General features: G+C 49.7%; 20 protein-coding genes and 1 riboswitch. Of the genes, 4 read left to right on the forward strand and 16 right to left on the reverse strand.

Annotated features, from left to right (window positions below; genetic code table 11):
• Window positions 1-52 precede the first annotated feature (52 nt).
• The 4 genes from narI to AB3Y96_RS16345 are packed head-to-tail and all read right to left on the reverse strand — an operon-like array spanning window position 53 to window position 6,769.
• Complete coding sequence (gene narI, locus AB3Y96_RS16330) at window positions 53-730, reverse strand: respiratory nitrate reductase subunit gamma (RefSeq protein ID WP_043494832.1); 678 nt, start codon at window positions 728-730, stop codon at window positions 53-55.
• Complete coding sequence (narJ, locus tag AB3Y96_RS16335; RefSeq protein WP_367299708.1) at window positions 730-1,449, reverse strand: nitrate reductase molybdenum cofactor assembly chaperone; 720 nt, start codon at window positions 1,447-1,449, stop codon at window positions 730-732. Before narJ ends, narI begins: the two co-directional genes overlap by 1 nt.
• On the reverse strand, window positions 1,449-3,005 hold the full coding sequence (gene narH, locus AB3Y96_RS16340) for a nitrate reductase subunit beta (RefSeq protein ID WP_367299709.1): 1,557 nt from the start codon (window positions 3,003-3,005) through the stop codon (window positions 1,449-1,451). The genes narJ and narH overlap by 1 nt, the downstream gene beginning before the upstream one ends.
• The gene (locus AB3Y96_RS16345) at window positions 3,002-6,769 is read right to left on the reverse strand and encodes a nitrate reductase subunit alpha (RefSeq protein WP_367299710.1); all 3,768 of its coding nucleotides are present in this window, start codon (window positions 6,767-6,769) and stop codon (window positions 3,002-3,004) included. Before AB3Y96_RS16345 ends, narH begins: the two co-directional genes overlap by 4 nt.
• Window positions 6,770-7,236: 467 nt before the next feature.
• Here AB3Y96_RS16345 and AB3Y96_RS16350 point away from each other — a divergent pair, with 467 nt between their 5' ends.
• The gene (locus AB3Y96_RS16350; RefSeq protein ID WP_072308622.1) at window positions 7,237-7,689 is read left to right on the forward strand and encodes a hypothetical protein; all 453 of its coding nucleotides are present in this window, start codon (window positions 7,237-7,239) and stop codon (window positions 7,687-7,689) included.
• A gap of 292 nt (window positions 7,690-7,981) precedes the next feature.
• On the opposite strand, the gene AB3Y96_RS16355 is transcribed toward AB3Y96_RS16350, so the two are convergent.
• Entirely contained in the window at window positions 7,982-9,397 is a 1,416-nt protein-coding gene (locus AB3Y96_RS16355; protein ID WP_367299711.1) for a NarK family nitrate/nitrite MFS transporter, read from the reverse strand.
• A 316-nt stretch (window positions 9,398-9,713) separates the two neighbouring features.
• Here AB3Y96_RS16355 and narX point away from each other — a divergent pair, with 316 nt between their 5' ends.
• Window positions 9,714-11,498 (forward strand): nitrate/nitrite two-component system sensor histidine kinase NarX, encoded by a 1,785-nt coding sequence (narX, locus tag AB3Y96_RS16360; RefSeq protein WP_367299712.1) that lies wholly within the window; start codon window positions 9,714-9,716, stop codon window positions 11,496-11,498.
• Window positions 11,499-11,529: 31 nt separating this feature from the next.
• Window positions 11,530-12,192: a two-component system response regulator NarL gene (narL, locus tag AB3Y96_RS16365; protein WP_072308620.1), complete on the forward strand. Its 663-nt coding sequence runs from the start codon at window positions 11,530-11,532 to the stop codon at window positions 12,190-12,192.
• 53 nt (window positions 12,193-12,245) lie between these two features.
• Here narL and AB3Y96_RS16370 read toward each other — a convergent pair whose 3' ends face one another.
• Window positions 12,246-12,881: a DsbA family protein gene (locus AB3Y96_RS16370; protein ID WP_072308619.1), complete on the reverse strand. Its 636-nt coding sequence runs from the start codon at window positions 12,879-12,881 to the stop codon at window positions 12,246-12,248.
• 254 nt (window positions 12,882-13,135) lie between these two features.
• On the reverse strand, window positions 13,136-13,597 hold the full coding sequence (locus AB3Y96_RS16375) for an inhibitor of vertebrate lysozyme family protein (protein WP_367299713.1): 462 nt from the start codon (window positions 13,595-13,597) through the stop codon (window positions 13,136-13,138).
• A gap of 195 nt (window positions 13,598-13,792) precedes the next feature.
• On the opposite strand from AB3Y96_RS16375, the gene AB3Y96_RS16380 reads away from it, so the two are divergent.
• Window positions 13,793-14,644, forward strand: coding sequence for a hypothetical protein (locus AB3Y96_RS16380; RefSeq protein WP_367299714.1), 852 nt, complete (start codon window positions 13,793-13,795; stop codon window positions 14,642-14,644).
• A 43-nt stretch (window positions 14,645-14,687) separates the two neighbouring features.
• On the opposite strand, the gene AB3Y96_RS16385 is transcribed toward AB3Y96_RS16380, so the two are convergent.
• The 9 genes from AB3Y96_RS16385 to cysI all read right to left on the reverse strand — a co-directional run bounded on the left by AB3Y96_RS16385 (window position 14,688) and on the right by cysI (window position 26,731).
• The gene (locus AB3Y96_RS16385) at window positions 14,688-15,407 is read right to left on the reverse strand and encodes an Ig-like domain-containing protein (RefSeq protein WP_367299715.1); all 720 of its coding nucleotides are present in this window, start codon (window positions 15,405-15,407) and stop codon (window positions 14,688-14,690) included.
• Window positions 15,408-15,838: 431 nt separating this feature from the next.
• Window positions 15,839-16,726 carry a SinI family autotransporter-associated protein gene (locus tag AB3Y96_RS16390; RefSeq protein ID WP_367299716.1) on the reverse strand — a complete coding sequence of 296 codons (888 nt, stop codon included), beginning with the start codon at window positions 16,724-16,726 and terminating at the stop codon, window positions 15,839-15,841.
• Window positions 16,727-16,781: 55 nt separating this feature from the next.
• Window positions 16,782-19,037 (reverse strand): inverse autotransporter beta domain-containing protein, encoded by a 2,256-nt coding sequence (locus AB3Y96_RS16395; RefSeq protein WP_367299717.1) that lies wholly within the window; start codon window positions 19,035-19,037, stop codon window positions 16,782-16,784.
• A 376-nt stretch (window positions 19,038-19,413) separates the two neighbouring features.
• On the reverse strand, window positions 19,414-20,061 hold the full coding sequence (locus tag AB3Y96_RS16400; RefSeq protein WP_367299718.1) for a helix-turn-helix domain-containing protein: 648 nt from the start codon (window positions 20,059-20,061) through the stop codon (window positions 19,414-19,416).
• A 158-nt stretch (window positions 20,062-20,219) separates the two neighbouring features.
• Window positions 20,220-21,020 carry a bifunctional hydroxymethylpyrimidine kinase/phosphomethylpyrimidine kinase gene (gene thiD, locus AB3Y96_RS16405; protein WP_367299719.1) on the reverse strand — a complete coding sequence of 267 codons (801 nt, stop codon included), beginning with the start codon at window positions 21,018-21,020 and terminating at the stop codon, window positions 20,220-20,222.
• Window positions 21,017-21,856, reverse strand: coding sequence for a hydroxyethylthiazole kinase (gene thiM / locus AB3Y96_RS16410; protein ID WP_367299720.1), 840 nt, complete (start codon window positions 21,854-21,856; stop codon window positions 21,017-21,019). Before thiM ends, thiD begins: the two co-directional genes overlap by 4 nt.
• Before the next feature lie 33 nt (window positions 21,857-21,889).
• Window positions 21,890-21,991, reverse strand: a riboswitch (TPP riboswitch).
• 56 nt (window positions 21,992-22,047) lie between these two features.
• Window positions 22,048-23,793 carry a D-lactate dehydrogenase gene (dld, locus tag AB3Y96_RS16415; RefSeq protein WP_367299721.1) on the reverse strand — a complete coding sequence of 582 codons (1,746 nt, stop codon included), beginning with the start codon at window positions 23,791-23,793 and terminating at the stop codon, window positions 22,048-22,050.
• A gap of 150 nt (window positions 23,794-23,943) precedes the next feature.
• Window positions 23,944-24,675, reverse strand: a complete 732-nt coding sequence (gene cysH / locus AB3Y96_RS16420) for a phosphoadenosine phosphosulfate reductase (RefSeq protein WP_072308609.1) — start codon at window positions 24,673-24,675, stop codon at window positions 23,944-23,946.
• Between the two features lie 322 nt (window positions 24,676-24,997).
• Complete coding sequence (cysI, locus tag AB3Y96_RS16425) at window positions 24,998-26,731, reverse strand: assimilatory sulfite reductase (NADPH) hemoprotein subunit (protein WP_367299722.1); 1,734 nt, start codon at window positions 26,729-26,731, stop codon at window positions 24,998-25,000.
• Window positions 26,732-26,734 lie beyond the last annotated feature (3 nt).

The raw sequence follows: 26,734 nt of genomic DNA on the forward strand, positions 1-26,734 counted from the left end.
AAAAAAACTCCGTATTCTTAATGACATACGGAGTTTTTTATCCGGTTTAATATTAATGTCGATTACGTACTAGCTGATAGCGACGGGTGAGATACTCAACCGGAACGCTCCAGATATGCACGAGACGACAGAACGGAAATAGCACGAATAGCGTCATTCCCAATACGATATGCAGCTTAAAGATCAGCGCAACACCGTCTAAATGCGTAGCCGCACCGGTATGGAATGTCACAATAGATTGTGCCCACGCCACCAGCTTCATCATTTCACTGCCGTCCATATGCTGGGCGGAGAAAGGAATGGTAAGAAGCCCCAAGCACACCTGAACCACCAACAGCGTTAGGATTAAGATATCACCCACGCTTGAGGTTGCACGCACACGAGGGTTCATTAAACGCCGCTTAAGCAGCATCACACCGCCGATCAGCATCATCACACCGCAGGCACCACCGGCAAACATCGCCATTTTTTGCTTAATTGGCACCGGCAGGAATGATTCATACATCCAGTGCGGCGTTAGCATTCCTAGGAAATGCCCAGCAAAAATACCTAAAATCCCAATGTGGAAAAGATTAGACGCCAGACGCATGCCTTTTTTATCCAGCATTTGGCTAGAGCCCGCACGCCAACTATATTGTCCATAGTCGTAACGGATCCAACTGCCAATCAGGAAAATTGCCCCCGCCAGATACGGATAGATATCGAAAAAGAACTGGTTGAGATAATTCATTAGCGTTCTCCTGCCACCGGCGTGGCGTCCAAACTGAGATACTGCGGCGCAACCGCACCTGCGAAACGACGGTGATGGGCATTCTGCTGTGCCGAAGCACAGCCTTCTTCACCCAGAAACTTCACCTGTTCCTCTTCCCACACCGCATCTAATGCCGCCGGCGTATCGTCACGCGTTTCCTGCGCAACTTTATCGCTCAGTTGTTCACTGGCGACGTGAGTGCCTGAAACTGCCAGCAGCAGATCAAACAGCACGGCATAGTGGCTTTGGCGATCTTTTAGACGTGCGCCCAATAACGCCAGAATCGGCACGATGTCCAACAATCCCTGACGCGCCGTTTCAAGATCGCGGCTAGCGAGGAATTCGAGATACATCGGCAAAAAATCAGGCAGCTCGCGGCTGTCGATCTCTAAACCTGCGGCGTTATATTGTGCCATCAGATCGACCATCGCCTGACCGCGATCGCGGGATTCACCGTGTACGTGTTCAAACAGCAGCAGAGACGTTGCACGGCCTCGGTCGAACAGTTCGCAGTATTGCGCCTGAACATCCATCAGATCGTTTTGGGTGAAATCACTAATAAAGGTCAGCAGTTGCACCGACTGCGCCAGCGTCAATTCACTGGCATCATCTAATGCCTCCACCAGCTCTTGCCGATTTTCCCACAATGCCTCATCGGGATAATCCAGCAGACGAGCGATAATACGCAGCGTCATCATCAGCTTTTCTCCCCATGAATACCGGCATCACGCGGCGTTTTCTGCGTCACGTCGATAGCATCAATGCGGCGACTGTTAAACAGGTTGAACTTGGTATCGCTGCCGTGACAGCCATCGCCAAAGCTAAACCCGCAGCCTTTGCTTTCAGGGAACGCTTCACGCGCTTGTTCACGGTGGCTTGATGGGATCACGAAGCGATCTTCGTAATTCGCGATGGCTAAATAGCGGTACATTTCCTGCGCCTGAGCTTCGGTTAATCCCACCTGCTCTAATGCGCTGGTGTCGATAACCCCGTCAACGGTTTCGGCACGTTTGAAGTGGCGCATGGCCAACATGCGTTTCAGCGCCAGCAGCACCGGAGCGGTATCACCCGCCGTCAGTAGATTAGCCAAATATTGAACGGGGATACGCAGGCTTTCAACATCGGGCAATACGCCGGTATGTGGCAAAGCACCGGCATCGGCCGCCGACTGAATTGGCGACAACGGCGGTACATACCACACCATTGGCAGCGTGCGATATTCAGGATGCAGCGGCAGAGCCAGCTTCCAGTCCATCGCCATTTTGTACACCGGCGATTTCTGCGCAGACTCAATCACGCCCTGCGGGATGCCGTCTTTCAAGGCCTGTTCAATCACCGCCGGATCGTTAGGATCCAAGAAGATATCCAGCTGGCGCTGATACAGATCTTGTTCATTTTCTGCCGATGCCGCATCGGCAATTTTATCTGCGTCATACAGCAATACGCCGAGGTAGCGGATACGCCCTACGCAGGTTTCAGAACAGATGGTTGGCTGTCCTGACTCGATGCGTGGATAGCAGAAAATGCACTTCTCCGATTTACCGCTTTTCCAGTTGAAGTAGATCTTTTTGTATGGGCAACCGGTCAAACACATGCGCCAGCCGCGGCACTTGTCCTGATCGATCAGCACAATACCGTCCTCCGAACGCTTATAGATCGCGCCGCTTGGGCAGGTTGCCACACACGCCGGATTCAGACAGTGCTCGCACAGGCGTGGCAAATACATCATGAAAGTATTTTCGAACTGGCCGTACATCTCTTTTTGCATGTTGGCGAAGTTCTGGTCTTTGGCGCGCTTGGAAAACTCGCCGCCCAGAATATCGTCCCAGTTCGGGCCGTTTTCGATCTTCTTCATACGCTGGCCGGTGATCAGCGAGCGCGGACGCGCGATCGGCTGATGCTTACTTTCCGGCGCGTTTTGCAGATGATGATAATCGTAGTCAAACGGTTCGTAGTAATCGTCTAATCCCGGAACATCAGGGTTAGCAAAGATTTTCGACAGCAGCCCCACGCGGTTGCCCATACGCGGTTCTAGCTTGCCGTTAATCTTGCGGATCCAGCCACCTTTCCATTGGGATTGGTCTTCCCAGTTGTGGGGATAGCCTACGCCAGGTTTGCTTTCTACGTTGTTAAACCACGCGTATTCGGTGCCTTCACGGCTGGTCCAGACGTTTTTACAGGTCACGGAACAGGTATGGCAGCCAATGCATTTATCGAGATTCAGCACCATGCCGACTTGAGAACGGATTTTCATTTGGCTTTCTCCTGCTGGCTACCCTGTGAGTAGTCATTACCTTCTTCGTCTAACCAGTCGATACGGTTCATCTTGCGTACCACCACAAACTCATCACGGTTGGAACCTACGGTGCCGTAGTAGTTAAAGCCGTAGGCCAACTGAGCATAGCCACCAATCATGTGCGTCGGTTTAGGCGAAATACGCGTGACCGAGTTATGAATACCACCGCGTTGGCTGGTGATTTCTGAACCAGGAATATTCACGATACGTTCCTGCGCGTGATACATCATGGTCATACCCGCTGGGATACGCTGGCTCACCACCGCACGCGCGGTTAATGCGCCGTTGGCGTTGAAGGCTTCAATCCAGTCGTTATCTTCAATGCCTAACTCTTTGGCGTCATCTTCGCTCAGCCAAACAATTGGGCCACCGCGGCCTAACGTCAGCATCAATAAGTTATCGCTGTAAGTTGAGTGAATGCCCCACTTCTGATGCGGAGTCAGGAAGTTCAGCGCTTTCTCTTTGTTGCCGTTAGGGGATTTCCCCATCACCGGTGCCGCCGCGCGGGTATCAATCGGTGGACGATAGACCAGCAAGCTTTCCCCGAAGGCACGCATCCATTCATGATCCTGATAAAGCTGCTGACGGCCGCTCAGGGTGCGCCACGGGATCAGCTCATGCACGTTGGTGTAACAGGCGTTATAAGAGACATGTTCGTCTTCCAAACCTGACCACGTTGGGCTAGAGATAATCTTGCGCGGCTGCGCCTGAATATCGCGGAAACGAATTTTTTCGTCTTCTTTGTTCAGCGCCAAATGGGTGTGGTCACGACCGGTAATATTGCTCAGCGCCTGCCATGCTTTCACCGCTACCTGTCCGTTAGTTTCAGGTGCCAATGACAGAATGACTTCTGCCGCATCAATCGCGGTTTCGATTTTCGGACGTCCAGCGGCTGCGCCGTCTGGCTGGGTATAGTTAAGCTGTTTGAGGAAATCGACCTCGGTCTGGGTATTCCAGCTAATGCCTTTGCCGCCGTTGCCCAAGGTGTCCATTAACGGCCCCAGAGACGTAAAGCGCGCATAGGTATTTGGATAGTCACGTTCAACCGCAATGATGTGCGGTGCGGTTTTACCCGGAATAAGATCGCATTCGCCTTTTTTCCAATCCTTCACGCCAAACGGCTGCGCCAATTCGGCAGCAGAGTCATGCTGGATAGGCAATGTAACGATGTCAGTTTCTTTACCTAAATGACCGTCACACATGCGCGAGAACGCATCGGCGATACCTTTATAGATTTCCCAATCGCTTTTGGATTCCCACGCAGGATCGACCGCGGCAGACAATGGATGAATAAACGGATGCATATCCGACGTATTCATATCGTCTTTTTCGTACCATGTGGCGGTTGGCAGCACGATATCGGAATAGAGACAGGTGCTCGACATACGGAAATCAAGCGTAACCACCAGATCCAATTTGCCTTCGCCCGCGTTGTCTTTCCACTCGACGTCTTCAGGTTTCACTCCGCCCTGCTGGCCTAAATCCTGACCTTGAATACCGTGTTCGGTACCCAGCAGGTATTTCAGCATGTACTCATGGCCTTTACCGGAAGATCCCAGTAGGTTTGAACGCCATACGAACAGGTTACGTGGGAAGTTTTTCTCATCGTCCGGCTGCTCGGCGGCAAAGCGAATCGAACCTTCTTTCAGGCTTTTCACCGTGTAATCCACCGGAGACAGGCCTGCGGCGCGGGCTTGTTCAGCGATATGCAGCGGGTTGGTCCCGAGCTGAGGCGCGGAAGGCAGCCACCCCATGCGTTCAGCGCGTACGTTTAAATCAATCAGGCTGGTGCTGAAGCGAGATTTATCCGCCATTGGCGACAGCAGTTCTTCGGTGCCAACGGTTTCATAGCGCCATTGGCTTGAATGGTTGTAGAAGAAAGAGGTGCTGTTCATGTGGCGCGGTGGGCGCTGCCAATCCAGACCAAATGCCAGCGGAGTCCAGCCCGTTTGCGGACGCAGTTTTTCCTGACCCACGTAGTGAGCCCAGCCGCCGCCGCTTTGGCCGACGCAGCCGCAGAAGATCAGCATGTTGATCAGGCCGCGGTAGGTCATATCCATGTGATACCAGTGGTTGACACCGGCACCCACGATAATCATGGAGCGACCGTGGGTTTTCTCGGCGTTTTCCGCAAACTCACGCGCAATGCGCACGATATTTTCTTTGCTTACGCCGGTCACCAGTTCAGCCCAAGCTGGAGAATAGGCTTTCACGTCGTCATAGCTTTGCGCGCAGTTTTCATCGTTCAAGCCGCGCTCAATGCCGTAGTTTGCCAAGGTCAGATCGTAGACGCTGGTCACTAACGCCGTTGTACCATCGGCCAGCTGTAGGCGTTTAACCGGCAGCTTATGCAGCAGCACGTCTTTCAGCTCAACGCTGTTGAACGGATCGCTTTCGCCGGTTTTAATACCGCCGAAATACGGGAAGCCCACTTCGGCAATCTCGTCATAGTTATCGAGCAGGCTGAGCTGAAGTTTAACTTCTTCGCCGCTCACGCCGTCACGCTGTTCGAGATTCCATTTGCCTTTCTCACCCCAACGATAGCCGATAGACCCCTGCGGCGCGGTAAGCTGGCCGTTTTGGTTAATCGCAACGGTTTTCCATTCAGGGTTATTCTCTTGGCCTAAACCATCCACCAAGTCAGAAGCACGCAGCATACGGCCTGCCGCATAATGCCCCTCTGCGCGCTGCTCTAGCAGCACCAGCATTGGCATGTCGGTGTAGGTGCGCACGTAGTCGGCAAAGTATTCGGTCTGGCGCTGAACGTGGAATTCATTGAGGATCACATGGCCCATCGCCAGCGCCATGGCGCTATCGGTACCCTGTTTCGGGTTCAGCCAGTGGTCGCACAGCTTGGCAATTTCCGCGTAGTCAGGCGTCACCGCCACGGTCTTCGTGCCTTTGTAACGCACTTCGGTGAAGAAGTGCGCATCCGGCGTACGCGTTTGCGGAACGTTAGAGCCCCAAGCGATGATATAAGAAGAGTTATACCAGTCAGCCGATTCAGGCACGTCGGTTTGCTCGCCCCACGTCATTGGCGACGCAGGCGGTAAATCGCAGTACCAGTCATAGAAGCTCAGGCATACGCCGCCGATCAGCGACAGATAGCGTGCGCCCGCCGCATAGGAAACCATCGACATCGCAGGGATCGGCGAGAAGCCGATAATGCGGTCTGGGCCGTACTGCTTGGCGGTATAAACATTGGATGCCGCAATCAGCTCGTTCACTTCTTTCCAGCTAGAACGAACGAAACCGCCGCGACCACGCGCCTGTTTGTATTCTTTAGATTTTTCGGTATCGCTAACGATAGAAGCCCATGCGTCTACCGGATCGCTATGCTGAGCTTTCGCTTCACGCCACAGCTTCATCAGACGCTTGCGCATCATCGGATATTTCACGCGGTTAGCGCTATACAGATACCAAGAGTAGCTCGCGCCGCGCGGGCAGCCGCGTGGCTCGTGGTTTGGCAAATTAGGGCGAGTACGAGGATAGTCAGTCTGCTGGGTTTCCCAAGTGACTAGCCCGTTCTTGACATAAATCTTCCAGCTACATGAACCGGTACAGTTTACCCCGTGGGTAGAGCGCACGATTTTGTCATGTTGCCAGCGGCTACGGTATCCGTCTTCCCAGTCACGGTTAACGTTCAGTTCTTGGCCGTGGCCATCAGCGAACGTTTCGCCTTTCTGTTTGAAATAACGGAACCGGTCAAGAAATTTGCTCATCCGGAGTTCTCCTGATACGGGGATTAAATCCCCTGTCATTATTGTGAAATATGCGTGATGCATTGCTCAGATTGCGGCCAGACTACCGAGCGTTACGCGCGCGGAACTTGATTGCGATCAAGGCGGAACGCGGGACCAATTCCCACATCAGTGCGAAATACCACCAAAGGATAAGATCCAGAAAAGCATCTAATTAAATGAAAAATAGAGATTAATTTTAAATCCGCATGTTTTATTGAGGATAATTTGCTAGGCAAGACTATTTGGGGGTAGGTAAGTCGTTGATGGCAATCAGGTCAGTGTTTTTGCTTAATACTTCAACGTCAAAATATAAGAAAAAAGAGTAACAACATGAAAATGGGATATTGTATTTACCGCTCAGACATATCAGCATCACGCCGAAAATATTCCCTTCTGGATTATTCTTTCAGCCAGAAGTCGCGTTTTACTCTTGAGATTGACACCTGATGAGTCATATAAAATATGTGATGTTCCCTGTTTTGGCAGCGCTTCCCTTATTCGCTAATGCCATTGAGCCAGACACCAGCTCTCCCATTCAGCATCAAAAATGCGGAAAAAACATTAACCTAACCTTGAGAAATGTGGCCGATGGTCACGCCGTTATCGGTTTGATTAACCGTAAAACCAAGGCTTGGGATTATTTTTACTCTCATAATGGCTTTGTCAGCGATTACAAATATTCCCAATATGCTCCCGCTATCCATAACACTAAATCCGATAGCTATGAACTGGCTAAAGAAACAGCCAATAACAGCCCTGAAATTTATTGGGGCGTGGATAAAGCCGGTAATTATCGATTAACTCTTGGCAAACACAGCTATCGCTGCGGGCCGCTGATGGCGCCAGAAACCAACCCAGCGCGTGTAAATGACAATTTAAACGCGGCCTATGGGGAATAGTCACCCCGCTGTTCGCCCATAATAAAAAAGCCCCTGCGAGAATTCAGCGGGGGCTTTTTTATTAGAACGAGCAAACTTATTAACGTGTTACCGACCGTTTAAAAGATCGAGATACACGGGTCTAGCACACCGCGGGGCGGTTACGGAACACATCCATGTGTTCCTCCCTAAAGGGCAACGCTTCCGCGTTGTTCAACTTTGCTCCAGGCAAAGTTGTCGGCGGCTTACGCCGCTACGACCCCATCGGTGTACTCCCCCTAAAAATAAGCTTAAGTATCTTACTTTAAACCTATTAGCGGGCTTTCTTTGTTGCCAGCGTTTTCAAATTACGGCCATAAACAAACCACGTAATCAGAATACAGACGACGTAAAACACCACAAAGATCTTCATTGCCCCAGCCGGAGAACCGGTCAGCGCCAACGATGTGCCAAAGGCTTTAGGAATAAAGAAGCCCCCTGCTGCACCAATAGCGGAGATAAAACCTAACGCCGCCGCAGTATCGGTGACGGCTTCGCGCTGTGCCTGATCGTCGCTACCGCCACGCGCTTTCACGCTGTCGATAGTGATCTTACGGAATACCACCGCAATCATCTGGAACGTTGAACCACTGCCTAAGCCTGCGGTTAAGAACAGCAGCATAAAGACGCTGTAGAAGGCAATAAACGAACCACCTACGCCGTGAGTTGGCAGCGTCAGGAACAACAGCGCGGCGAAAATCGCCATCAGCACAAAGTTGATCAGCGTAACCCGAATGCCGCCAAAGCGATCGGACAGAGCCCCGCCGACCGGACGAGCCAGCGCACCGAGGAACGGGCCAAAGAAGGCGTAATGCAGGATCACCACATCAGGGAACTGAGTTTTTGACAGCATGGCAAAACCTGCCGAAAAACCGATAAACGAGCCGAACGTAGAGAGATACAGCACGCTCAAGATCCACAGGTGCCCACGTTTAAGCACCGGTAGCTGTTGGCTGAGCGAGGCCTTCGACGCGGCTAAATCATTCATGCCAAACCAAGCAAACAGCGTGGCAATAATCAGGAACGGCACCCAGATCCACGCGGCATTTTCCAACCACAGGCTACTACCGTCTGGCTGGGTATGACCTGTACCCCCGAAGATACCGAAAATGCTGATGGAAATAGCAATCGGCGCAATCAGCTGCATCACGCTGACGCCCAAATTACCCAAGCCCCCGTTTAAGCCCAGCGCTCCACCCTGTTTGTTCTTAGGGAAGAAGAAGCTGATGTTAGCCATGCTGGAGGCAAAGTTAGCACCGGCAAAACCACACAGCAGGGAAATCGTCACGAAAACGCTGAACGACGTCGTTGGGTCCTGCACCGCATATCCCAGCCATAGGCAGGGAATAATGAGGAAAATAGTGCTGATTGCGGTCCAGCGACGCCCACCAAACATAGGGATCACAAAGGAGTATGGCACACGCAAAATCGCGCCCGAAACAGAAGGCAGCGCGGTCAACATAAACAGCTGATCGGTGGTGAAGTTAAACCCGACCTTGTTGAGATTTACCGCCACCGCGCTGAACAGCATCCAGACGCAAAAAGCGAGTAATAAACAGGGAATTGAAATCCATAGATTACGCTGAGCTGTTTTTTGGCCGATTTGCTGCCAAAAATCAGGCTCTTCAGGGCGCCAATCCTGGATCACGCCCCCTTTCGGTTGTGTATCTGGAGCGGATGCTTGTGTCATAAAAACCTCTGCCTTTATCCGGTTAGTAGCGGAGTTGTACGCATCACGCCCGTGGGCAAACTTGATACAAATCAAGCCGCTGTAAGGTAGCAATTTGGCGAAATCAGCCATAACTCCCTTAATGAGTAGTCTATAATGAGAAAAATATTTCCGAAGAATCATCCGGTTAAAGCTTTAATAATTGCGCCTCCGCTGTGTGAGTAGCACACGCAAATATTAAGGGTTACTTCCTTATGGGTATGGGGTTATAGGCTAGGATGATTTAAAAAGGCTTTTCAAAGGTATCTTTCCTTTTTTCCGCAGCCGGTAGATTTTCATGAAACATTTCTGTGCACGTTTTTCCATCGTCAGCCAGGTAGCCGTTTTGATGCTACTGCTTGGCGTATGTGGTATCGCAGGAATGAGCGTTTCTAGCTGGATGGCACAGAGCATTCAAGGCAACGCGCACGCGATCAACACGTCCGGGTCGCTGAGAATGCAGAGCTATCGTTTACTCTCGATGGTACCGCTGAATGCTAATGCGGATAGCAAGCGCTGCCTTAATGAATTAAATAAAGATTTAAACAGCCCGGTATTGCTTTCAGCCGTCAAGGAAGAGCATCTCAACACGCAGTTTTCCGCCCTGCAGCGTGCTTGGCAAGGCGATCTGCTTCCCGCGCTGCTGGCAGCACAGCACCCTGACGATGCTCGAGATAACGTGGCCAAATTCGTCGGCCACTTAGATGAACTGGTTTCCGCCATCGATCACCAAACCGAACAGCGTTTGACGATGGTTAGCGTAGTACAAAAGATTTTTATTATTCTCACGCTGTTACTGCTGGTTGGCACCGTAGTCTATTTACGCCGTCGATTACTCCACCCTTGGCGCCAGTTAGTCAGTATGTCGCAGGCAATTGGGCAAGGAAATTTCAGCCAGCGTTTTCAGCAGACCGATCATCAGGATGAAATGGCTATTTTGGGTTCAACGCTGAATGCCATGTCGTCCGAACTCTCGCTGATGTATGGCAAACTCGAGCAGCTGGTCGAACAAAAAACCACGGATTTACAAAAGAAAAATCAGGTTTTGTCGTATCTATATCGTGCCAGCCGCCAGCTCCATTCACGCGCACCGTTATGTTCTCGCCTGCTGCCGGTGCTCACGGAGCTGCAAGAGCTCACGCCGCTGCATTCGCTGCAAATACGCTTATATGAAAATAACAGCGACGAGCAGTTTGATGAGCTTAACTGTGTGGAAACACAGCGTCCCAAACACTGTCCTGATACGCATTGCGTTCAATGTTTAAATCATTCTGAGCATGTTCCAAATAAACCTAGCTCTACGGTCAGTTGGAGCTTGAACGATCAAAGCGGCCGGTATGGTTTGATTTTGGCCCAGCTGCCTGAGGGCGTAACGCTACAGCCCGAGCAAACGCAGCTGATGATGACGTTGTCCGAACAGATCACCAGCACCTTGGCGCTGGAACAACAGGCCGATCAACAGCAACAGCTGGCGGTGATGGAAGAACGTTCTGCCATTGCCCGTGAGCTGCACGACTCCATCGCCCAGTCGCTCTCATGCTTAAAGATGAAAATCAGCTATTTACAGATGCAGTCCACGGCGTTGCCTGACAATATTCAAACCCAGCTGCAAGAGATGCGCGAAGAGCTGAATGCCGCCTATCGTCAACTGCGCGAGCTGCTGACGACTTTTCGTCTGAAGCTTAGCGAGCCGGGGTTACTGGCTGCTTTGCAGGTCACCGTCGCCGAATTTAATCAACGCTTTGGTTTTGCTATCCATTTTGACTATCAGCTTCCAGCCAAATGTGTTCCATCACATCAGGCTATTCATTTAGTGCAAATTGCCAGAGAAGCACTAAGCAACATACTTAAACACGCGCAGGCAACGCAGGTTGATATGACCATCACCCTACAAGATGATGAAATCGTTATGTCTATTTGTGACAACGGCCTGGGTATTAGCGCTTCCCCTGAGCGACAGAATCACTACGGTCTCGTGATTATGAGCGATAGAGCCCAGAGCCTGAACGGAGAATGCCGAATTTCACGCCGTGCGAGCGGTGGCACCGAAGTACGAGTCACATTCCCGCAGGAATTACGCTAATCCCACGGCATCTGGTTTAGAGGAGAAATTGATGAATTCCACATTAACTCAAGACGATCAATATACGATTCTGTTAATTGACGATCACCCGATGCTTCGCAGCGGCGTGAAACAACTGATTAGCCTTGAGCCACAGCTAAAGGTGATCGGCGAAGCCAGCAACGGTCAACAAGGTATTGAATTGGCGGAAGAGCTCGATCCTGATTTGATTTTGCTCGACCTCAATATGCCGGGCATGAACGGGCTGGAAACGCTGGATCAGCTTCGTACCCGCACACTATCAGGCCGCGTGGTGGTGTTTAGCGTTTCGAATCATGAAGATGACGTCATCAGTGCGTTAAAGCGCGGTGCCGATGGCTACTTGCTTAAAGACATGGAGCCAGAGGATCTGCTGCGTTCACTCCATCAGGCCGCTGCCGGACAAGTGGTTATCAGTGAAGCGCTCACGCCGGTATTAGCCGCCAGCCTGCGTGAAAGTCGCCCTTCTTCAGAGCGCGATGTGCAGCAATTAACCCCGCGCGAATGCGATATTTTGAAGCTGATTGCGCAAGGCTTACCGAACAAAATGATCGCCCGTAAATTAATGATTACCGAAAGTACGGTAAAAGTTCACGTGAAGCATTTGCTGAAAAAAATGAAGTTAAAATCGCGTGTAGAAGCCGCTGTATGGGTATTACAAGAAAAGGTCTTTTGATCAAAAAAGCCCGCGAGAAAATATCGACGGGCTTTTTATTACGGTACTGAAAACTACTTATTCTGATCGATCAGGAATTTCACTACATCTGCAAACTCAGAACGGTAACCATCAATGGTTTTACTCTGCATTCCGTCATTCTTAACCTGATATTGACCATCAACATAGAATGATGGGGTACCACGAACATCGAAGGCCTCTACGGCACTTTGTTGTTTTGCAGTGATTGATTTCACCATAAAGCTATGTAGTGCGCCGTCATATTCTTCAGCTGGTATACCCGCCTGAATAAATACCTGACGAATATCCTCTTTGTTCTTTATCGATTGCTCTTTCTGCACAGCATCGAAGAGAGGCTTCTCTACTTTGTTTTCAACTCCCAGTGCAATGGCTACAGACCATGCTTCTGTCAGCGCTTCCCCCATCGACCCCATGGCGCCTACGTGATATTTCACCACTTTATCGTTCTGAGGTAAGCGTTCGTTAACGGCTTCACTGACTTTATAAACACTTGCAAACTGGCTGCATGGCGGGCAATAAAAGGAGAAAAACTCAACTACGGCAGGGGCGTTGGGTACCTTATTTTTCAATTTTACGTACTGTTCGCCTTCCTGATAGTCTGCCGCGTGTGATGCAAAAGAAAATAAAGAGAATGTGCTGAATAGCGCCAGCAAAAGATATTTTTTCATATTTGTGAACATTACCGTCATTAGAGAGTTAAACAACGGCCAAAATGTTAGCATCAACGGTTATAAAACCCTGCTGGCTTTACGGTTTATTACACAGTCAATGACATAGAAAGACAAACACGATTATTAATTGCTCGCTGATAGTTTCGAAAGAAAATACTTTATATGCAACACATCATAAACGTGATCTACTGATGTATTCCCCAAGCGATAAACAGACCTTGGGGAATACCAACCGAAAATGCGTTAAAAAATTAATTCCAATCAGGCGCGCTTTCAATTTGCTTGGTGAGCATCGCTTTCATCTGACTATCTGGCTTACCCAGCCACTGGTATTTTGCGTGTTTGCTTGGATGGTCAAGCGCGTCAGGGGTATCCGCTATTTCCACACGAACTCCCCAAACCTGTTTTTTATCATTGCTAAACGCCACGTACATAAAATTATTCGCGCAGTCATGCGGCTTACAAATATTGCCAACCTGATATTTTTTACCTTGCCACGTTACCCATTCTGGCGGCGTTGAGGTGCCAGAGCCTTTACGTGCCCATACCGGCAAGTTTTTCTGCCCTTTCACCATCTTCTGCCATGTTTGCTGATAGCCTGATTGTTGTACCAGCTCCGAGGTTGAGACCGGTATCGAAGCCGCTAAGCTGGCGGTGCTCAAACTCATAACAGCCCCTAACAGCGCCGCTCGTAGTATTTTTTTATCAGTCATTATCAACATCCTTTACAGTCAAATATCTATAACAAATCGAATAATAAGAAAACATACATGTATTTTATATGACCGCGCCATACCGTAAAAGTTGATCCATACCACGAAAGTTAGGACAAAAAAGCGGGAAATACTCGTTGGTATGACAACTTAAGGTAAGCTATCAACCATAAGAATCGACCAGAGAAAACCAGCATGTTCACACTCCCTTCGTTGCCACCGCTAGAAAAAAGCCTGCACAGCGCAGAACTTGCGCACCCATTAAATAAGCTAGAAGAAGATAAGATTTCACAGATGGTGGCCGATCTGGATTTGAACGGTTCGATCAAAGAGCATTACTTAACCGGCTGGATGGGGCTATGTCCGCTGGTGATGATCCGTAATTATCAGGACAAACGCGGCACCTCAAACGGTTTTATGCTGACGCGTCCGGGTCATTTTCGTTTTAGCGTGCAGGCTATTACCTTTCGTATTCCCAAGTTTCTGCTGTGGGCAACGTTTCGCCGCAAACCGCGAACAATGTCACTGATTGCCTACCAGCAATTAGGTGAAAACGGCGGTGGCCTGATGCAATACCGCAATATTCTTGATAGTGAAATGAAAGAGACGGTCAATCAGCAATGGCGAGATATTAATGATTACCTCGGAGCCGCCTGCTATCAGGTTGAAAACGACTATCCGCTGTGGCAAATACTTGAGAAAACGGTAACGGAAGAGAAAGCTAACAGCTTGGCGGCCACATTGGCCTCTAATGGTAAAAAGCTGCAAAAAGATGATGAGTTTAGCGGACTATGGCAAGGCGAGCTCTTTATTGCCACCCGCCCTGCGGGTGAAACGTCACCAGCCACATCGGTCATTATAAGCTGGCAAGACGGCGCTGATATTGGCAGCTATCTTTATGGCTGGTTGAATAACGAACAAGGTGAAAAGCAGCTCGCATTAGCTATCCGCCCTGGAAAAAATGAGCAGTTTTTCACGCTCAACCGCTTCGATGCCGAGCACGTCCAACGCGCAGCCGCATTGTTTAAATTGGTGACATCTGAATAATAAAAACGGGGGCAATTAACTGCCCCCGTTTTTTATTGGCCACTTACGGCACGATACACGTTACACCTTCACTGACATTGGCATGGTTAGAGACCATATGTCCTGACGATATATACATATAAAAATAAGCATCTTCAGCCGCGATCCCCAGAGAAGACGACCATAATACGACTCCCTTGTGTGGAGCATCACTCATGCTGCTTCCCCACTCCTGCCACAGCGATCCACTCGGAATTCCACGCGCCCCCTCTTTTGTAGACAACTCATCGTCTGTCGGCAATCGGTAGCCTTGATTCTCACACCAGGCTTTTGCGTCATACCAGTTCAGTGGTTTTTCAGTATTAAAGATAAAGAATAGCTGCGGATTAAAGATTATTGATGCTTTAACCTCATTGTGTCGCGCCGTTATCCTGAATCCCCCTTTCGCCTTGATAGTAACCAGCCCTGTATCACTCACGGTCGCAATAGCTGGATTACTGGTCGTCCATTCATCAATTTGGTCGGCCACGTTATCAGTGACAATTTGTATTTGCGCCCCTGCATATGCAGTCTGAAGTTTAGCATCGGCGGGAACAGTATATTTTGCCGTTTGATTATTCGGCGCAACAATATAATTAATGATATTGAGTATATGCGGGTTAACAGGACCAGTAGGAATATTGTCGTTGTCGTCATAAGAACTAATATCGGCAATGGAGACCTTAGCGTTTTCCCGTGGAACACCGGTGAGAGTGGTCGGGGTAATATTAACGCGATAGTGCAACCCTTATCTGCAGGATGAATAACATATTCATTTATAGCGGTTGCCAACACATGTTTATTGCTACTCGCATCAGTACAAATCCACTCAACGGTGGGGAGTGTAATTTCCTGATCGCCCTCAGCGTCAGTCACTTTCCACGTTAACTCTATTTTATCAGCAATATCTAACTCTTCGCCCTCATCCACATTGTTATATTCACGGCTAAAATCCACTCTGTCTGGCTCGTTCTTACCATTATAAATAACTGGCGCCGTACCATTAATAACCCCAGTACCCCCCGTTAGGTCAGTAGCATAAGCTATCCCTAACGACCCCAAAGAGGTCAATAAAATAAATGCCACTACACGATTGTTGAGACACATTTTCTTCATGACTTCATCCTGCAATGAGAATTGGGTGCCGAAGCACCCAACTCTTATTATTTATGCAGATTACTTACGCTTGCTCGATTTCAGCACAGATTTAACTTTCGCGGTGTAATCGACTTTCAGGCTGTAGCCCTGAACACCATCAGCGCCTGCCGTTGCGAACACATTTTTCGCTTCAGCATTCGTGGCTGGGATGACCAGATCTTTGTTATCCGTGCCGTTTACAGCATAACCGCCTGCGGTACCGGTGGTTGCACTGGTGCCATCGAAGAACCATTTGTAGCTATAGTTAGCCGATGCGTCGAGTTCGCCAGCGTCTTGCTTACCGTTGTTGTTGACGTCATACCAAACTTTGAACTGATAAGTATGGCCGACCAACAGTTTGCTATCTGCTTTGCCGATCAGGTTAACCGTTGGTTCTGCGCTATCAACAATCGCGGTACCGATTGTGCCGCCCACGATTGGGCCATCAGGGATATTGTCGCTGTTATCGTATTTACTGATATCGTTGATAACAATCGTTTGACCGGTGGTTGGCACCCCCGTTGACGTTTGCTCAACGATTTCTGCCCCCAGATAAAGCCCGGCGTCTGCGTTCTGGATGGTGTAATCAGCTTTGCCATCGTTACCGCTCAGCATCACTTTGTTAGCCCCAACGCCATCGGTCGTGGTGAACCATTTAATAGAGGCCGTACTGCTGTCGGTATCCCCTTCAGCGTCTTCTAGCACATAGCTCAGCGTGATTTTATCGCCTGGTGACATGGCATCAACGGAACCGCTGTGGTGATCGTTACCAAAAGCAACGCTGTGATTAGCACCTGCAGCGCTCGCTTTCAGCACGGGAACAGTACCGTTCAGCGTGCCCGCAGAGTCCGTCATAACGGCCATCGCAAACGGGCTACAGCTGGCGAAAACAAAGGTTGCAAGCAGTGTTTTATTAAGTTTTTTCATATCAAGAATGACTCATTAAGTTAATATTAATTATTATCTGAATAGTCTGAGCTTATTATTTCGCACGCAGCTTATTCATGATTTGTTGTCCCGATGGCGTGAGTTGATAGTCAACTTTCAATTCATATCCCTGCACACCATCCGCACCCGCATTGGCTAATACTTGACTCGCCTCTGCATTCGTTTTTGGAATTAAAATAGTATTATTCTCAGTCGCGCTTACCGCATAACCGCCTTTCGTTCCATTTGGGGAAATACCATCAAACATCCATTTATAATCAACCAGTGAAATTAGGGGAGTCGGATCGCTATCGGAAACAGTTTCCCGATCTGTTGCATCCCATTGCCCGTTATTATTGCTGTCATAGGCAATTTTAAATTGATATTTATGACCTAATTGAAGCAGGTTTCGCTTTGTCGCCGTTAAATTAACGGTTGGATTTTCACTATCAACAATGGCGCTATAAATCATTGTGCTTGCGGAGCTAAAATCGACCAGCACGGCATTTGTTTTCTGGGTGCCGTCATCATGTTTGGATGCAATAACGGAAAACACCCCATTCATCGTACTGCCTAATATCGCTTGAGAACCCGATGGCGGCTCTTTAAAGAACAGATATTCCCCCCCTGATTTGCAGTCACTTTTCGAGGCGTGAATAGCAATTTCTTGAGAGTGAGACTTATCTTCCATTTTATAGGCATGGAAGGTCAGGTTCAGATTCTTGGCATCCAACGGCGTTGTTTCACCGGCTAGCCCAGTCACTTTTGCACCACTGGCGTGCAAGTTTGCGAAATTATTGCCATTCGCTAAAAGCTTAATCGCTTTTTTCTGCTCGCCGCTGTCATCAATAACTAATTGGTAATCAATCGGGGCTTCCGCCACGATGATATTGACGGTGTTCGACTGTTTTGTATGTCCTTTATCATCGACTAAAGTAACGGCAAGGCGGTATTTATTCGCGCTAGGATCGGTTGAATCTACCCATGCAGGAAAGGTCAGCGTCCAGTGGTTATTTTGCCCGTTGCTGATGCTTTCAGCCGTTAGCGCCGGCAACCCGAGCGTACTTTCTGGGTTGAAATTGCTCATTGGCACCCATTTAGCACTTTTAATTTTCAGGTGCGAAGTGACTGTGGCATTCGCTGTCCAATGGCAGCCTTCATAAGCCTCGGCGCTGTCGGGATCGTCTGAAAGAATACAGGCCGCCGCAGTGCCCGTTGGTTTGAGATAAAGCCCCACGTCCAGATCGTTTTTCTCACGGTACTCCAGCACGATGTCATTGTTACGATCGACAAAATCCATGCGGCTACCTGCAAGACTGCGCATCTTCGCCACTTCATCGCCATCAAGCTGTTTTGATAACGGGACGCCAATGCGGTAATCCAGATTTATATTCGCCGTCACTTCTCTTTGAGCCGAATCCCCTTTTTTGTATCCTGCCTGCACGGTAATCAGCGGAACCGGCGTATAGTCGATACCGACCGTTACGGCCGAGGGGTCTTCCTGCAAGCTATCCTTGCCGAATAATGCCACCTGATCGCCATAGTATTGCTCGTATACCACGGACGAACCCAACTGTGGATAAGCGGGGAGATAGGCCTGTAATCGAATATCCCAGCCGCGTGCAGGTCGTTCCTGATAATCATCAAAATCAGGGGAATCTTTCCATGAGGAGAGCGGCATATAATAATTGCTGCTCAGTTTTAAAAAATTAGTCCAGGCTTCTCCGCCTAATCCTGCTCGATGATGACCACGGGTTATATCGCGGTCATAAAAAAGATTAGAACCTAGCATCCAGTCTTCATTTAAATTATGGCGAATGCCTGTCCCCATATTTGCAACAGTACGTCCATCTTTGTTATGGACTGAAAATTGACTAAACCAGAGATCGCTTTCCCCTTCATACCATGGAATTAAATAATCAAGCGAAGAACCCTCAAGGCTTCCCCGATCGTTAATACTTAAATTTGTTGCAACATGACCATAGGGTGAAAGCAGCGACTCAATTTTTGACTGCGCTGTCGCCGTAGCTAGATTTTTTCCATACTGTAATGCTTCTGACTTCATACCTTCCGGTGTTAGATTCTGAAAATGACTCTGAGCTTCATTGACTAAAACTTCAGAAGTTTTCCTCTCAAGAGGGCTATCTTTTTCATTTGAAACTTTCGTTGAAGAAGCATTATTTTGGTTCGATACTGTATCGCTACTAATGCCTAGATCGGGTAGCGTATTATTATTAGATGAATAACTAACACCTGCAAATAGAATGCTTAGCGATGGCGCTATCAATAAATATAAAATTATCTTTTTCATATGCACCGAGAGCTATTATTAACAGGGAGTTGTTTTTATATAATGAGAAATTTAAAAATCCCTTACCGAACCGCGAATGACCCAAATTATGAGCGAGTCGTCTAAACATTAAAACGTCCAAAAATGGATAAAATATTAACTTGACCAAGAAAACCAACCCTGTAAAACGCCATTAAAAACGATAAAAACAAGATAATTCAAAAGGATAAATAATATTAATTTTTTATATGTAGTATGACTTAATTATGAATATCTATATAATAACACCTCCACGAATTGAATATGGACCTGTTCTTATTCTATATATAAGAAATAAATTTAATTATAACAGTAGGGCTTAATAATAAAAAATAGCATTTTATCAAGCAGGAACCGCTTAGTAGTTACGAGGGAAGCTATTAAGGATTTTGATCAGCTTGCCATGCTGAATATCGATATAACCACCGAAGCGCAGGTCCGCCAGCACTTTCATTACACCACTACGTGCGAGATTTGAACGCTGTAAAATATAATCCGCAACGCTTAACTTCGCGCGCTCGCTATCTGAATAATGCGATAAGTCTTGGAGAAAGAGACAAACAGTTTCATAGGTAGAGCTGTTTATCAGCATAGATTCATGGTGTAACTGACGATCGTTGAGGTAGCCCTGATAGTAAAAAACATCGCGCCACAGCGACTGCTGCTCAATGATCGTCATGGCGGCTTGCAACGGCAACGTACTGACTTCAACGTCTGCCGGAAACTTTAAGTGATAATATTGAGATCGATAAGCAGAGCCTTGCAGCCCAAGAATTGATGGCGCAAAAGCCGTTTCCACAAGGCGATTATCTGACTCACGCCATATATCGACCCGCCCTTTTGTCACCAGATAAACCTCATACTCCGCGTGTTTATCTTTTAAACGAGCCTCGATGTTCTTGCCATCGCGTAGATAAGGTTTGGAGATACTGATAAAAGCAGTCATCAAACGATGAATGCTTTCCAGAGGCTTTTCTATGACGCTACGATTATTGAGATGACCCATAAAAATGCCAAGTTTATTGTTAGTTTAGTCAGTATATCCTAAATCATTCAGGGCGCAGAAAAGTCCCCTATTGGCGCCCCCTATTGACAATAATTGGCTTTTCTTCCTTACGCATAACATGCCACCTTTTCTTTCGACGATGGCAATCCCACGTTTACCTACCACCACTGATGGAAATGGTGTACCGGCCCAATGCCGTGGCCAACTTCTAAGGAATCAGCGGCCTCTAAGGCTTTTTGCAGATAATTTTTCGCGGCAAACACCGTTTCACTCCAGCTCTGATATCGCGGACGCAACGCTGCAAGCGCCGCGGATAGCGTGCAGCCCGTGCCGTGGGTATGGCGGGTATTCACCCGTGGAGCGGTAAATCGCTGTTCGCCTTGGCGACTAAATAGCCAGTCCGGGCTTTCGCTATCGCTCAGATGCCCGCCTTTCATCAATACCGCTTGGCAGCCCATGTCTAACAGGGCATAGCCTTGGCGACGCATCTCATCTTCATTGGTCGCCATTGGGCAGGCTAAAAGCGCTGCTGCTTCGGGCAAGTTTGGGGTAATCAGCGCGACTTTGGGGAGTAATAAATCGCGCACGGCCTGCACCGCTTCAGGGGCTAACAGCGGATCACCGCTTTTCGCCACCATCACCGTATCCAACACCACAAAGGGGATAGGATACAGGTCTAACGCCTGCGCGACCTGAGCAACGATATCGGCATTGGCCAGCATGCCAATTTTCGCACTGTCGATGCGTACATCGGTGAGTACCGACGCCAACTGCGCCCCCACAAACTTCGGTTCAATCTCATACACAGACTGCACACCGCACGTGTTCTGCGCCACCAGCGCCGTAATCACGCTGGTGCCGTAGGCGCTCAAAGCTGAGAAGGTTTTGAGATCGGCCTGAATGCCTGCGCCACCGCTCGGATCGGTTCCTGCAATCGTTAATGCATTAATACGTTTCATGAGCGATCTCCAGAGCGAATAAAATCCTGCGGGGTTAAGTGATATAACGCGTCGATAAAAGCGGGAACAAAACTACCGGGGCCATGAGATACGGCGACCGCGCGTTCACCGGCCAGCGACATCGTTTGACAGGCGGTGGCCACAGCCAGCAAAAGATCGGTCTGCCGAACGCTAAACGCCGCCACCACGGCGGACAATGCACAGCCGGTTCCTACCACGCGGGTCATCAGCGCATCACCGCCGGTGACGCCGTACACACGCCTACCGTCGGTGACATAGTCCGTTGCACCTGTTACGGCAACCACGGCTCCGGTTTGCAACGCCAGAGCCTGAGCGGCCGGCAATGCCACCGCAGAGTCATCGGTGCTATCAACGCCGCGACCGCCCGCTTCCATCCCGCCCAATATCAATATCTCTGAGGCATTGCCACGGATAACGCTGGGTTTCAGCGCTAAAAGCTGACGTGCAAATTCGGTGCGATAAGCCAATCCACCAACGGCAACCGGATCAAGCACCCACGGTTTTTGATGATGATTGGCAGACTCAATGGCGGCTAGCATCGACTGCGCTCTTTGCGCATGCAGGGTACCAATGTTGATTAACAGCGCGTCAGCCAATGAAGAGAATTGCGCAGCCTCTTGCGGCTCAACCACCATGGCAGGCGATGCCCCCAGCGCCAACAGCACGTTCGCGGTAAACGTTTGTACCACTTCGTTGGTGAGACAATGGACAAGTGGAGCGTGATGGCGAAACTGCGCAAAAGCAGCGGCGGCGCTTTCACCGGGTAATTCAATGTGGGGAAATTCGGTAAGGTGTGGATTCGACGCGATGGACATATTCCTCCCAACCGGCGGTCAAGAAGACGATGCGCTCATGCACCGAGACTTCCCTACGCTGGCATAATCCAGATCAGGTAATACGGGTAAGTTCTCAGCCCTTTCATTTTCATGTGGGCACCCCGAGTCAAGGCATTCATTATTGTGAACACGGTGCGCCACGTCAAGGTCAACGGGCGCTCCAGCTCATGTTACTTCTGATGTTCTGCGCAGTCGCAGCCCCAGTTTTTCAACTTGGAGGTTTTACCGATGCCCGGATTAAGCGTGTTAGTCGGGTCATTTTGTTGATAGAAGGCTTTCAGCTGTGGCTTAGCCTTGTACAGATGGCCAACGTTATGCTCCGCAGGATATTCCGCGCCGCGCGTATCCAGCAGCGCCAGCATTTTCTCCTTCAGCGCATGCACATCGACGCCTTTTCTAACAATGTAATCTTGGTGGAAAACGTAGCACATGAAATGCCCATAATAGAGGCGGTGCACCAGCGCATCGTCAAATTCCGGCGGCAAACGCTCAAACCAATCATGATCGTTTCGGCGCAGCGCAATATCGAGCGCAAGGATGTCTTCAACCTCTTTGCTATGTACCGCGTTATAGCGGATTGCAGCACCTGCGGCGGCAAATCGGTGTAAGAATGCTTTGGCGCCTTCTTCTGCCGTGCAGACAAAAAACTCCCCTTCTGCCTGAGCAAAATAAGATTCCAGCCACGCACGCGCTTCCTCAATACCCTCGCCCGACATTTTCAGCATCAGATGATGCTCAAAGCGGTGGCGATACTCTTTCAAACGTTTGGGCAAATGCGATGGCAGCAGGTGACTCAGCGTTTGCATGGTGCGATCGACCAGATGGCCCGGCAGGAAAGGCACTTTGCCAAAGATGGCATCCATACGCCCTTTCAGGGTAAAGAACATCGGCATTTTATCGGTGCCAAGTTTGTCGATCATCACAAAAGTATCTTTGCCATACACTTCCGCAATATCGAAAATATCGCGATGCATGTACTCCCCCGCCACCGGCAGATTTTTGAAATTCGCCAGCATATGCCGACGCAGTTCGGTCAACACCTGCGGCTGGTTGGTGCCAATATAGAAGACCTGCGATGAGGATTGCGCTGGGAAAGTATCTAAGCGCACGGCAAATACCGCAAGCTTACCCGCACAGCCGGAGGCTTCGAACAAACGGCGCTCATCGGCGTTAAATCGCGACGGCGTATCGGCTTCAACGTCGCGAATTCGCTCGGCATAATCGTGATCGGACGCTTGGCGTTCGCTATGCTCAACGTCTTGCGGGCCATACTTCTGGTTTTCTAAACGCGTCAGGATCTCTTCTGGCGTATTGCCTAACGCAATGCCCAAATGGTTCACCAGCTCAACCTGCCCAAGCTCGTTAACGCGGCCATACAGCGCCATTTCGGTGTACGCAGGGCCGCGATGTACCAGAGATCCACCAGAGTTATTACACACCCCGCCCACAACCGATGCGCCAATACAGGAAGAGCCAATCACCGAATGCGGCTCACGCCCTAGTGGTTTTAGGATCCGTTCTAGATGCCACAACGTGCTGCCCGGCAAAGCCACGACCTGCTTGCCTTCGTCCAGCAGCTGAATTTTATCCAAGCGCTGAGTGCTAATAATAATGATTTCACGATCGTAGTCGTTACCGCTCGGCGTAGAGCCTTCGGTCAGTCCGGTGTTGGCAGCCTGCATTAGCACAATTTTATCGGCCTCAACGCTGGCCTTAAATACCTTCCACTGTTCGAGCAAACTGCCCGGGAAGACCACCGCCAACGCATCACCTTGTCCTGAACGAAAGCCTTTGCGATAGCGTTCCGTTTTACGCGCGTCGGTAAGAATATGAGATTTACCCACGATATCCGTGAGTTGTTGAATTAACGCACGCGAGCCGGAAGCCTGACTCGCACCAAGAGGTTGTTCCTGCATAGCCATAGTCCTTTTATTCGTATGATGAATCCTTTCGAGGATACCGCTTTTTGCTTTAATGTGAAAAAAATTATACTGAATAGTTAAATAAATAATTTCCTGAGCAAAAAAAACCTGACGCTAAGGTCAGGCTTTTTATCTCAACAAAGGCTACTCATGTAATCCACATTCGCGTTTTAGCCCAAAGAATCGCGTTTCTTCTTCCGCCATGCCCGGCTCCCATTTGCGCGTCGTGTGGGTATCGCCAACGGAGAGATAGCCTTGCTCCCACAGCGGGTGGTAGCTAAGCCCATGCTGCTGTAAATATTGATAAATCTGTTGGTTATCCCAATCGATTATCGGCAGTATTTTAAACACGCCACGCTGAATCGCGAGCACCGGCAAATGTGCACGGCTGCCTGATTGTTCACGGCGCAGGCCTGCAAACCACGTTTGCGCGCCAAGCTCACGCAGTGCACGGTTCATCGGTTCAACTTTGTTAATATCGTTGTAGCGCTCAATGCCCTCAACGCCCTGCTCCCACAGTTTGCCATAGCGGGCCTCCTGCCACGCAGCCGACTGTTCTGCGCGGTAAACCTTGAGGTTCAAATTCAGCTTTTCGTGCAGGGTATCGATAAACTGGTAGGTTTCAGGGAACAAATAACCGGTATCCGTTAAGATCACCGGAATATCCGGTAGCTCACGGGTGACCAAGTGCAGCGATACCGCGGCCTGAATGCCAAAACTCGAAGAAAGGGCAAACTCGGCGGGTAAATGCTCTAGCGCCCAACGCACCCTTTCCTGCGCGCTCAGTTTTTCTAGCTGAGTATTAATTTCAGCTAACGCCATGACCTGTTCGACTTTGGGTAATACCGCTAATGCATGAAGATCTAATTTGGACATAAGTAAAGTCCTCCGCACAAAGGCGTTGCAACATATCGAATTGAGATACATTCCGTCCGCCAAAAACCACCAATAAACCCTGCAACAACGCGATTGGCGTCCGTGCAAGGGGGCTCATTGCCGCCCCCTTGCATCCCGGCTAGGTACCGTTATTCAGCCCGCGTTGCGGGTTCACTCAGTCAAACACTCCGGGTTTTAACGCACCGTCGCAGAGGCGCTCCCTGCGCCCTACGACTCTCGCCACATCCCTGTGGCTCGTGCTAACCCTCCGATTTTCCTTCGGCTGAATAACAACGTGCCGCTAAAGACAGAGCTCAATCATCTAGTCATAAAAATCTCTTGCCGGATCCAGCACCGGGCGCACAATCCCTGCGCGAATGGTGAAATCACCAAAGCCTTCATTGGCTTCACGTTCTTTCGCCCAGCGGGCGACTAGTTCGTCAATCACGCCAAGGATTTCAGCATCGGTGATATTTTCACGATACATTCTCGGGATCCGCGTTCCGGCACGATTCCCGCCTAAATGCAGGTTGTAACGGCCCATCGCTTTTCCGACCAGACCAATTTCCGCCAACAGCGCACGCCCACAGCCGTTCGGACAGCCAGTGACACGTAGAACAATATGTTCATCGCCAACGCCGTGGCTTTGCATGATTTCTTCAACCTGAGTCACGAACTGTGGCAGGAAGCGCTCGGCTTCCGCCATCGCCAGCGGACAGGTTGGGTAAGACACGCAGGCCATCGAGTTTTTGCGCTGCTCGCTAACGCCGTCGTCGATCAGGCCGTGTTCACGCGCAATCTGTTCGATGCGTGCTTTGTCTGTTTCAGCCACGCCCGCCACGATCAGGTTTTGGTTCGCCGTCAGACGGAAATCCCCCTGATGAATCTTGGCGATCTCTGCCATGCCGGTTTTCAACAGCCGATTTGGATAGTCCAGAATGCGTCCATTTTCAATAAACAGCGTTAAATGCCATTTATTATCAATGCCTTTCACCCAGCCAATGCGATCGCCGCGTCCGGTAAACTCATAAGGACGTACCGGTTCGAACGTCACTCCCGCACGCTTTTCCACTTCAGCTTTAAAGTTTTCAACGCCGACGCGCTCCAAGGTGTACTTGGTTTTTGCATTCTTACGATTGGTGCGGTTTCCCCAGTCGCGCTGCGTCGTCACCACGCCTTCAGCCACGGCCAAGGTGTGTTCTACGGGAATAAAGCCAAGCTCGCTGGCCGTGCGGGCATAGGTCGCTTTATCACCATGAGCAATAGACAGTCCACCGCCGACCAGCACGTTGAAGCCGATCAGCTTGCCGTTTTCAGCAATCGCCACAAAGTTGAGATCGTTGGCATGCAGATCCACATCGTTCTGTGGCGGGATCACTACCGTAGTTTTAAATTTACGCGGTAAATAGGTGGCACCGAGAATCGGCTCTTCATCGGTGGTTTCGACTTTTTCCTGATCCAGCCACACTTCTGCATAGGCGCGAGTACGCGGCAGCAGGTGTTCAGACAGTTTTTTCGCCCATTCATAGGCCTCTTGATGCAGCGCCGACTCCACGGGATTCGACGTGCACAGCACGTTACGGTTAACGTCATTGGCGGTCGCCAACGCATCCAAACCCAAACGATTAAGCAACTGATGCACCGGCTTGACGTTTTGCTTCAAGATGCCGTGAAACTGGAACGTTTGGCGGTTGGTAATACGAATGCTGCCGTACAGCGTGCTTTCATCGGCAAACTTGTCGATACCCAGCCATTGCTGTGGCGTCATCACGCCGCCCGGTAAACGGCAGCGCAGCATCATGGCATGACGCGGCTCTAACTTTTGCTCGGCGCGCTCGGCGCGAAGATCGCGGTCGTCCTGCTGGTACATACCGTGAAAACGGATCAGCAGAAAGTTGTCGCCGTTAAAACCACCGGTCAAACCATCGTTTAAATCTTCGGCAATGGTGCCGCGCAGAAAATTGCTCTCGCGCTTCAGGCGCTCAGCGTCGGCCAACGGTGCATCAACCACTAATGGCCCCGGGTGTTTGCTGCTAAAGGCGTAATTATCTTGCATCGA

It is taken from the genome of Hafnia alvei, assembly GCF_964063325.1.
Lineage (GTDB): Bacteria > Pseudomonadota > Gammaproteobacteria > Enterobacterales > Enterobacteriaceae > Hafnia > Hafnia alvei_B.

Excerpts from the sequence above, each read along its gene's own strand:
- narI (WP_043494832.1), bottom strand. The coding sequence starts at position 730 with ATGAATTATCTCAACCAGTTCTTTTTCGATATCTATCCGTATCTGGCG.
- narJ (WP_367299708.1), bottom strand. The coding sequence starts at position 1,449 with ATGATGACGCTGCGTATTATCGCTCGTCTGCTGGATTATCCCGATGAG.
- narH (WP_367299709.1), bottom strand. The coding sequence starts at position 3,005 with ATGAAAATCCGTTCTCAAGTCGGCATGGTGCTGAATCTCGATAAATGC.
- AB3Y96_RS16345 (WP_367299710.1), bottom strand. The coding sequence starts at position 6,769 with ATGAGCAAATTTCTTGACCGGTTCCGTTATTTCAAACAGAAAGGCGAA.
- AB3Y96_RS16350 (WP_072308622.1), top strand. The coding sequence starts at position 7,237 with ATGAGTCATATAAAATATGTGATGTTCCCTGTTTTGGCAGCGCTTCCC.
- AB3Y96_RS16355 (WP_367299711.1), bottom strand. The coding sequence starts at position 9,397 with ATGACACAAGCATCCGCTCCAGATACACAACCGAAAGGGGGCGTGATC.
- narX (WP_367299712.1), top strand. The coding sequence starts at position 9,714 with ATGAAACATTTCTGTGCACGTTTTTCCATCGTCAGCCAGGTAGCCGTT.
- narL (WP_072308620.1), top strand. The coding sequence starts at position 11,530 with ATGAATTCCACATTAACTCAAGACGATCAATATACGATTCTGTTAATT.
- AB3Y96_RS16370 (WP_072308619.1), bottom strand. The coding sequence starts at position 12,881 with ATGAAAAAATATCTTTTGCTGGCGCTATTCAGCACATTCTCTTTATTT.
- AB3Y96_RS16375 (WP_367299713.1), bottom strand. The coding sequence starts at position 13,597 with ATGACTGATAAAAAAATACTACGAGCGGCGCTGTTAGGGGCTGTTATG.
- AB3Y96_RS16380 (WP_367299714.1), top strand. The coding sequence starts at position 13,793 with ATGTTCACACTCCCTTCGTTGCCACCGCTAGAAAAAAGCCTGCACAGC.
- AB3Y96_RS16390 (WP_367299716.1), bottom strand. The coding sequence starts at position 16,726 with ATGAAAAAACTTAATAAAACACTGCTTGCAACCTTTGTTTTCGCCAGC.
- AB3Y96_RS16395 (WP_367299717.1), bottom strand. The coding sequence starts at position 19,037 with ATGAAAAAGATAATTTTATATTTATTGATAGCGCCATCGCTAAGCATT.
- AB3Y96_RS16400 (WP_367299718.1), bottom strand. The coding sequence starts at position 20,061 with ATGGGTCATCTCAATAATCGTAGCGTCATAGAAAAGCCTCTGGAAAGC.
- thiD (WP_367299719.1), bottom strand. The coding sequence starts at position 21,020 with ATGAAACGTATTAATGCATTAACGATTGCAGGAACCGATCCGAGCGGT.
- thiM (WP_367299720.1), bottom strand. The coding sequence starts at position 21,856 with ATGTCCATCGCGTCGAATCCACACCTTACCGAATTTCCCCACATTGAA.
- dld (WP_367299721.1), bottom strand. The coding sequence starts at position 23,793 with ATGCAGGAACAACCTCTTGGTGCGAGTCAGGCTTCCGGCTCGCGTGCG.
- cysH (WP_072308609.1), bottom strand. The coding sequence starts at position 24,675 with ATGTCCAAATTAGATCTTCATGCATTAGCGGTATTACCCAAAGTCGAA.
- cysI (WP_367299722.1), bottom strand. The coding sequence starts at position 26,731 with ATGCAAGATAATTACGCCTTTAGCAGCAAACACCCGGGGCCATTAGTG.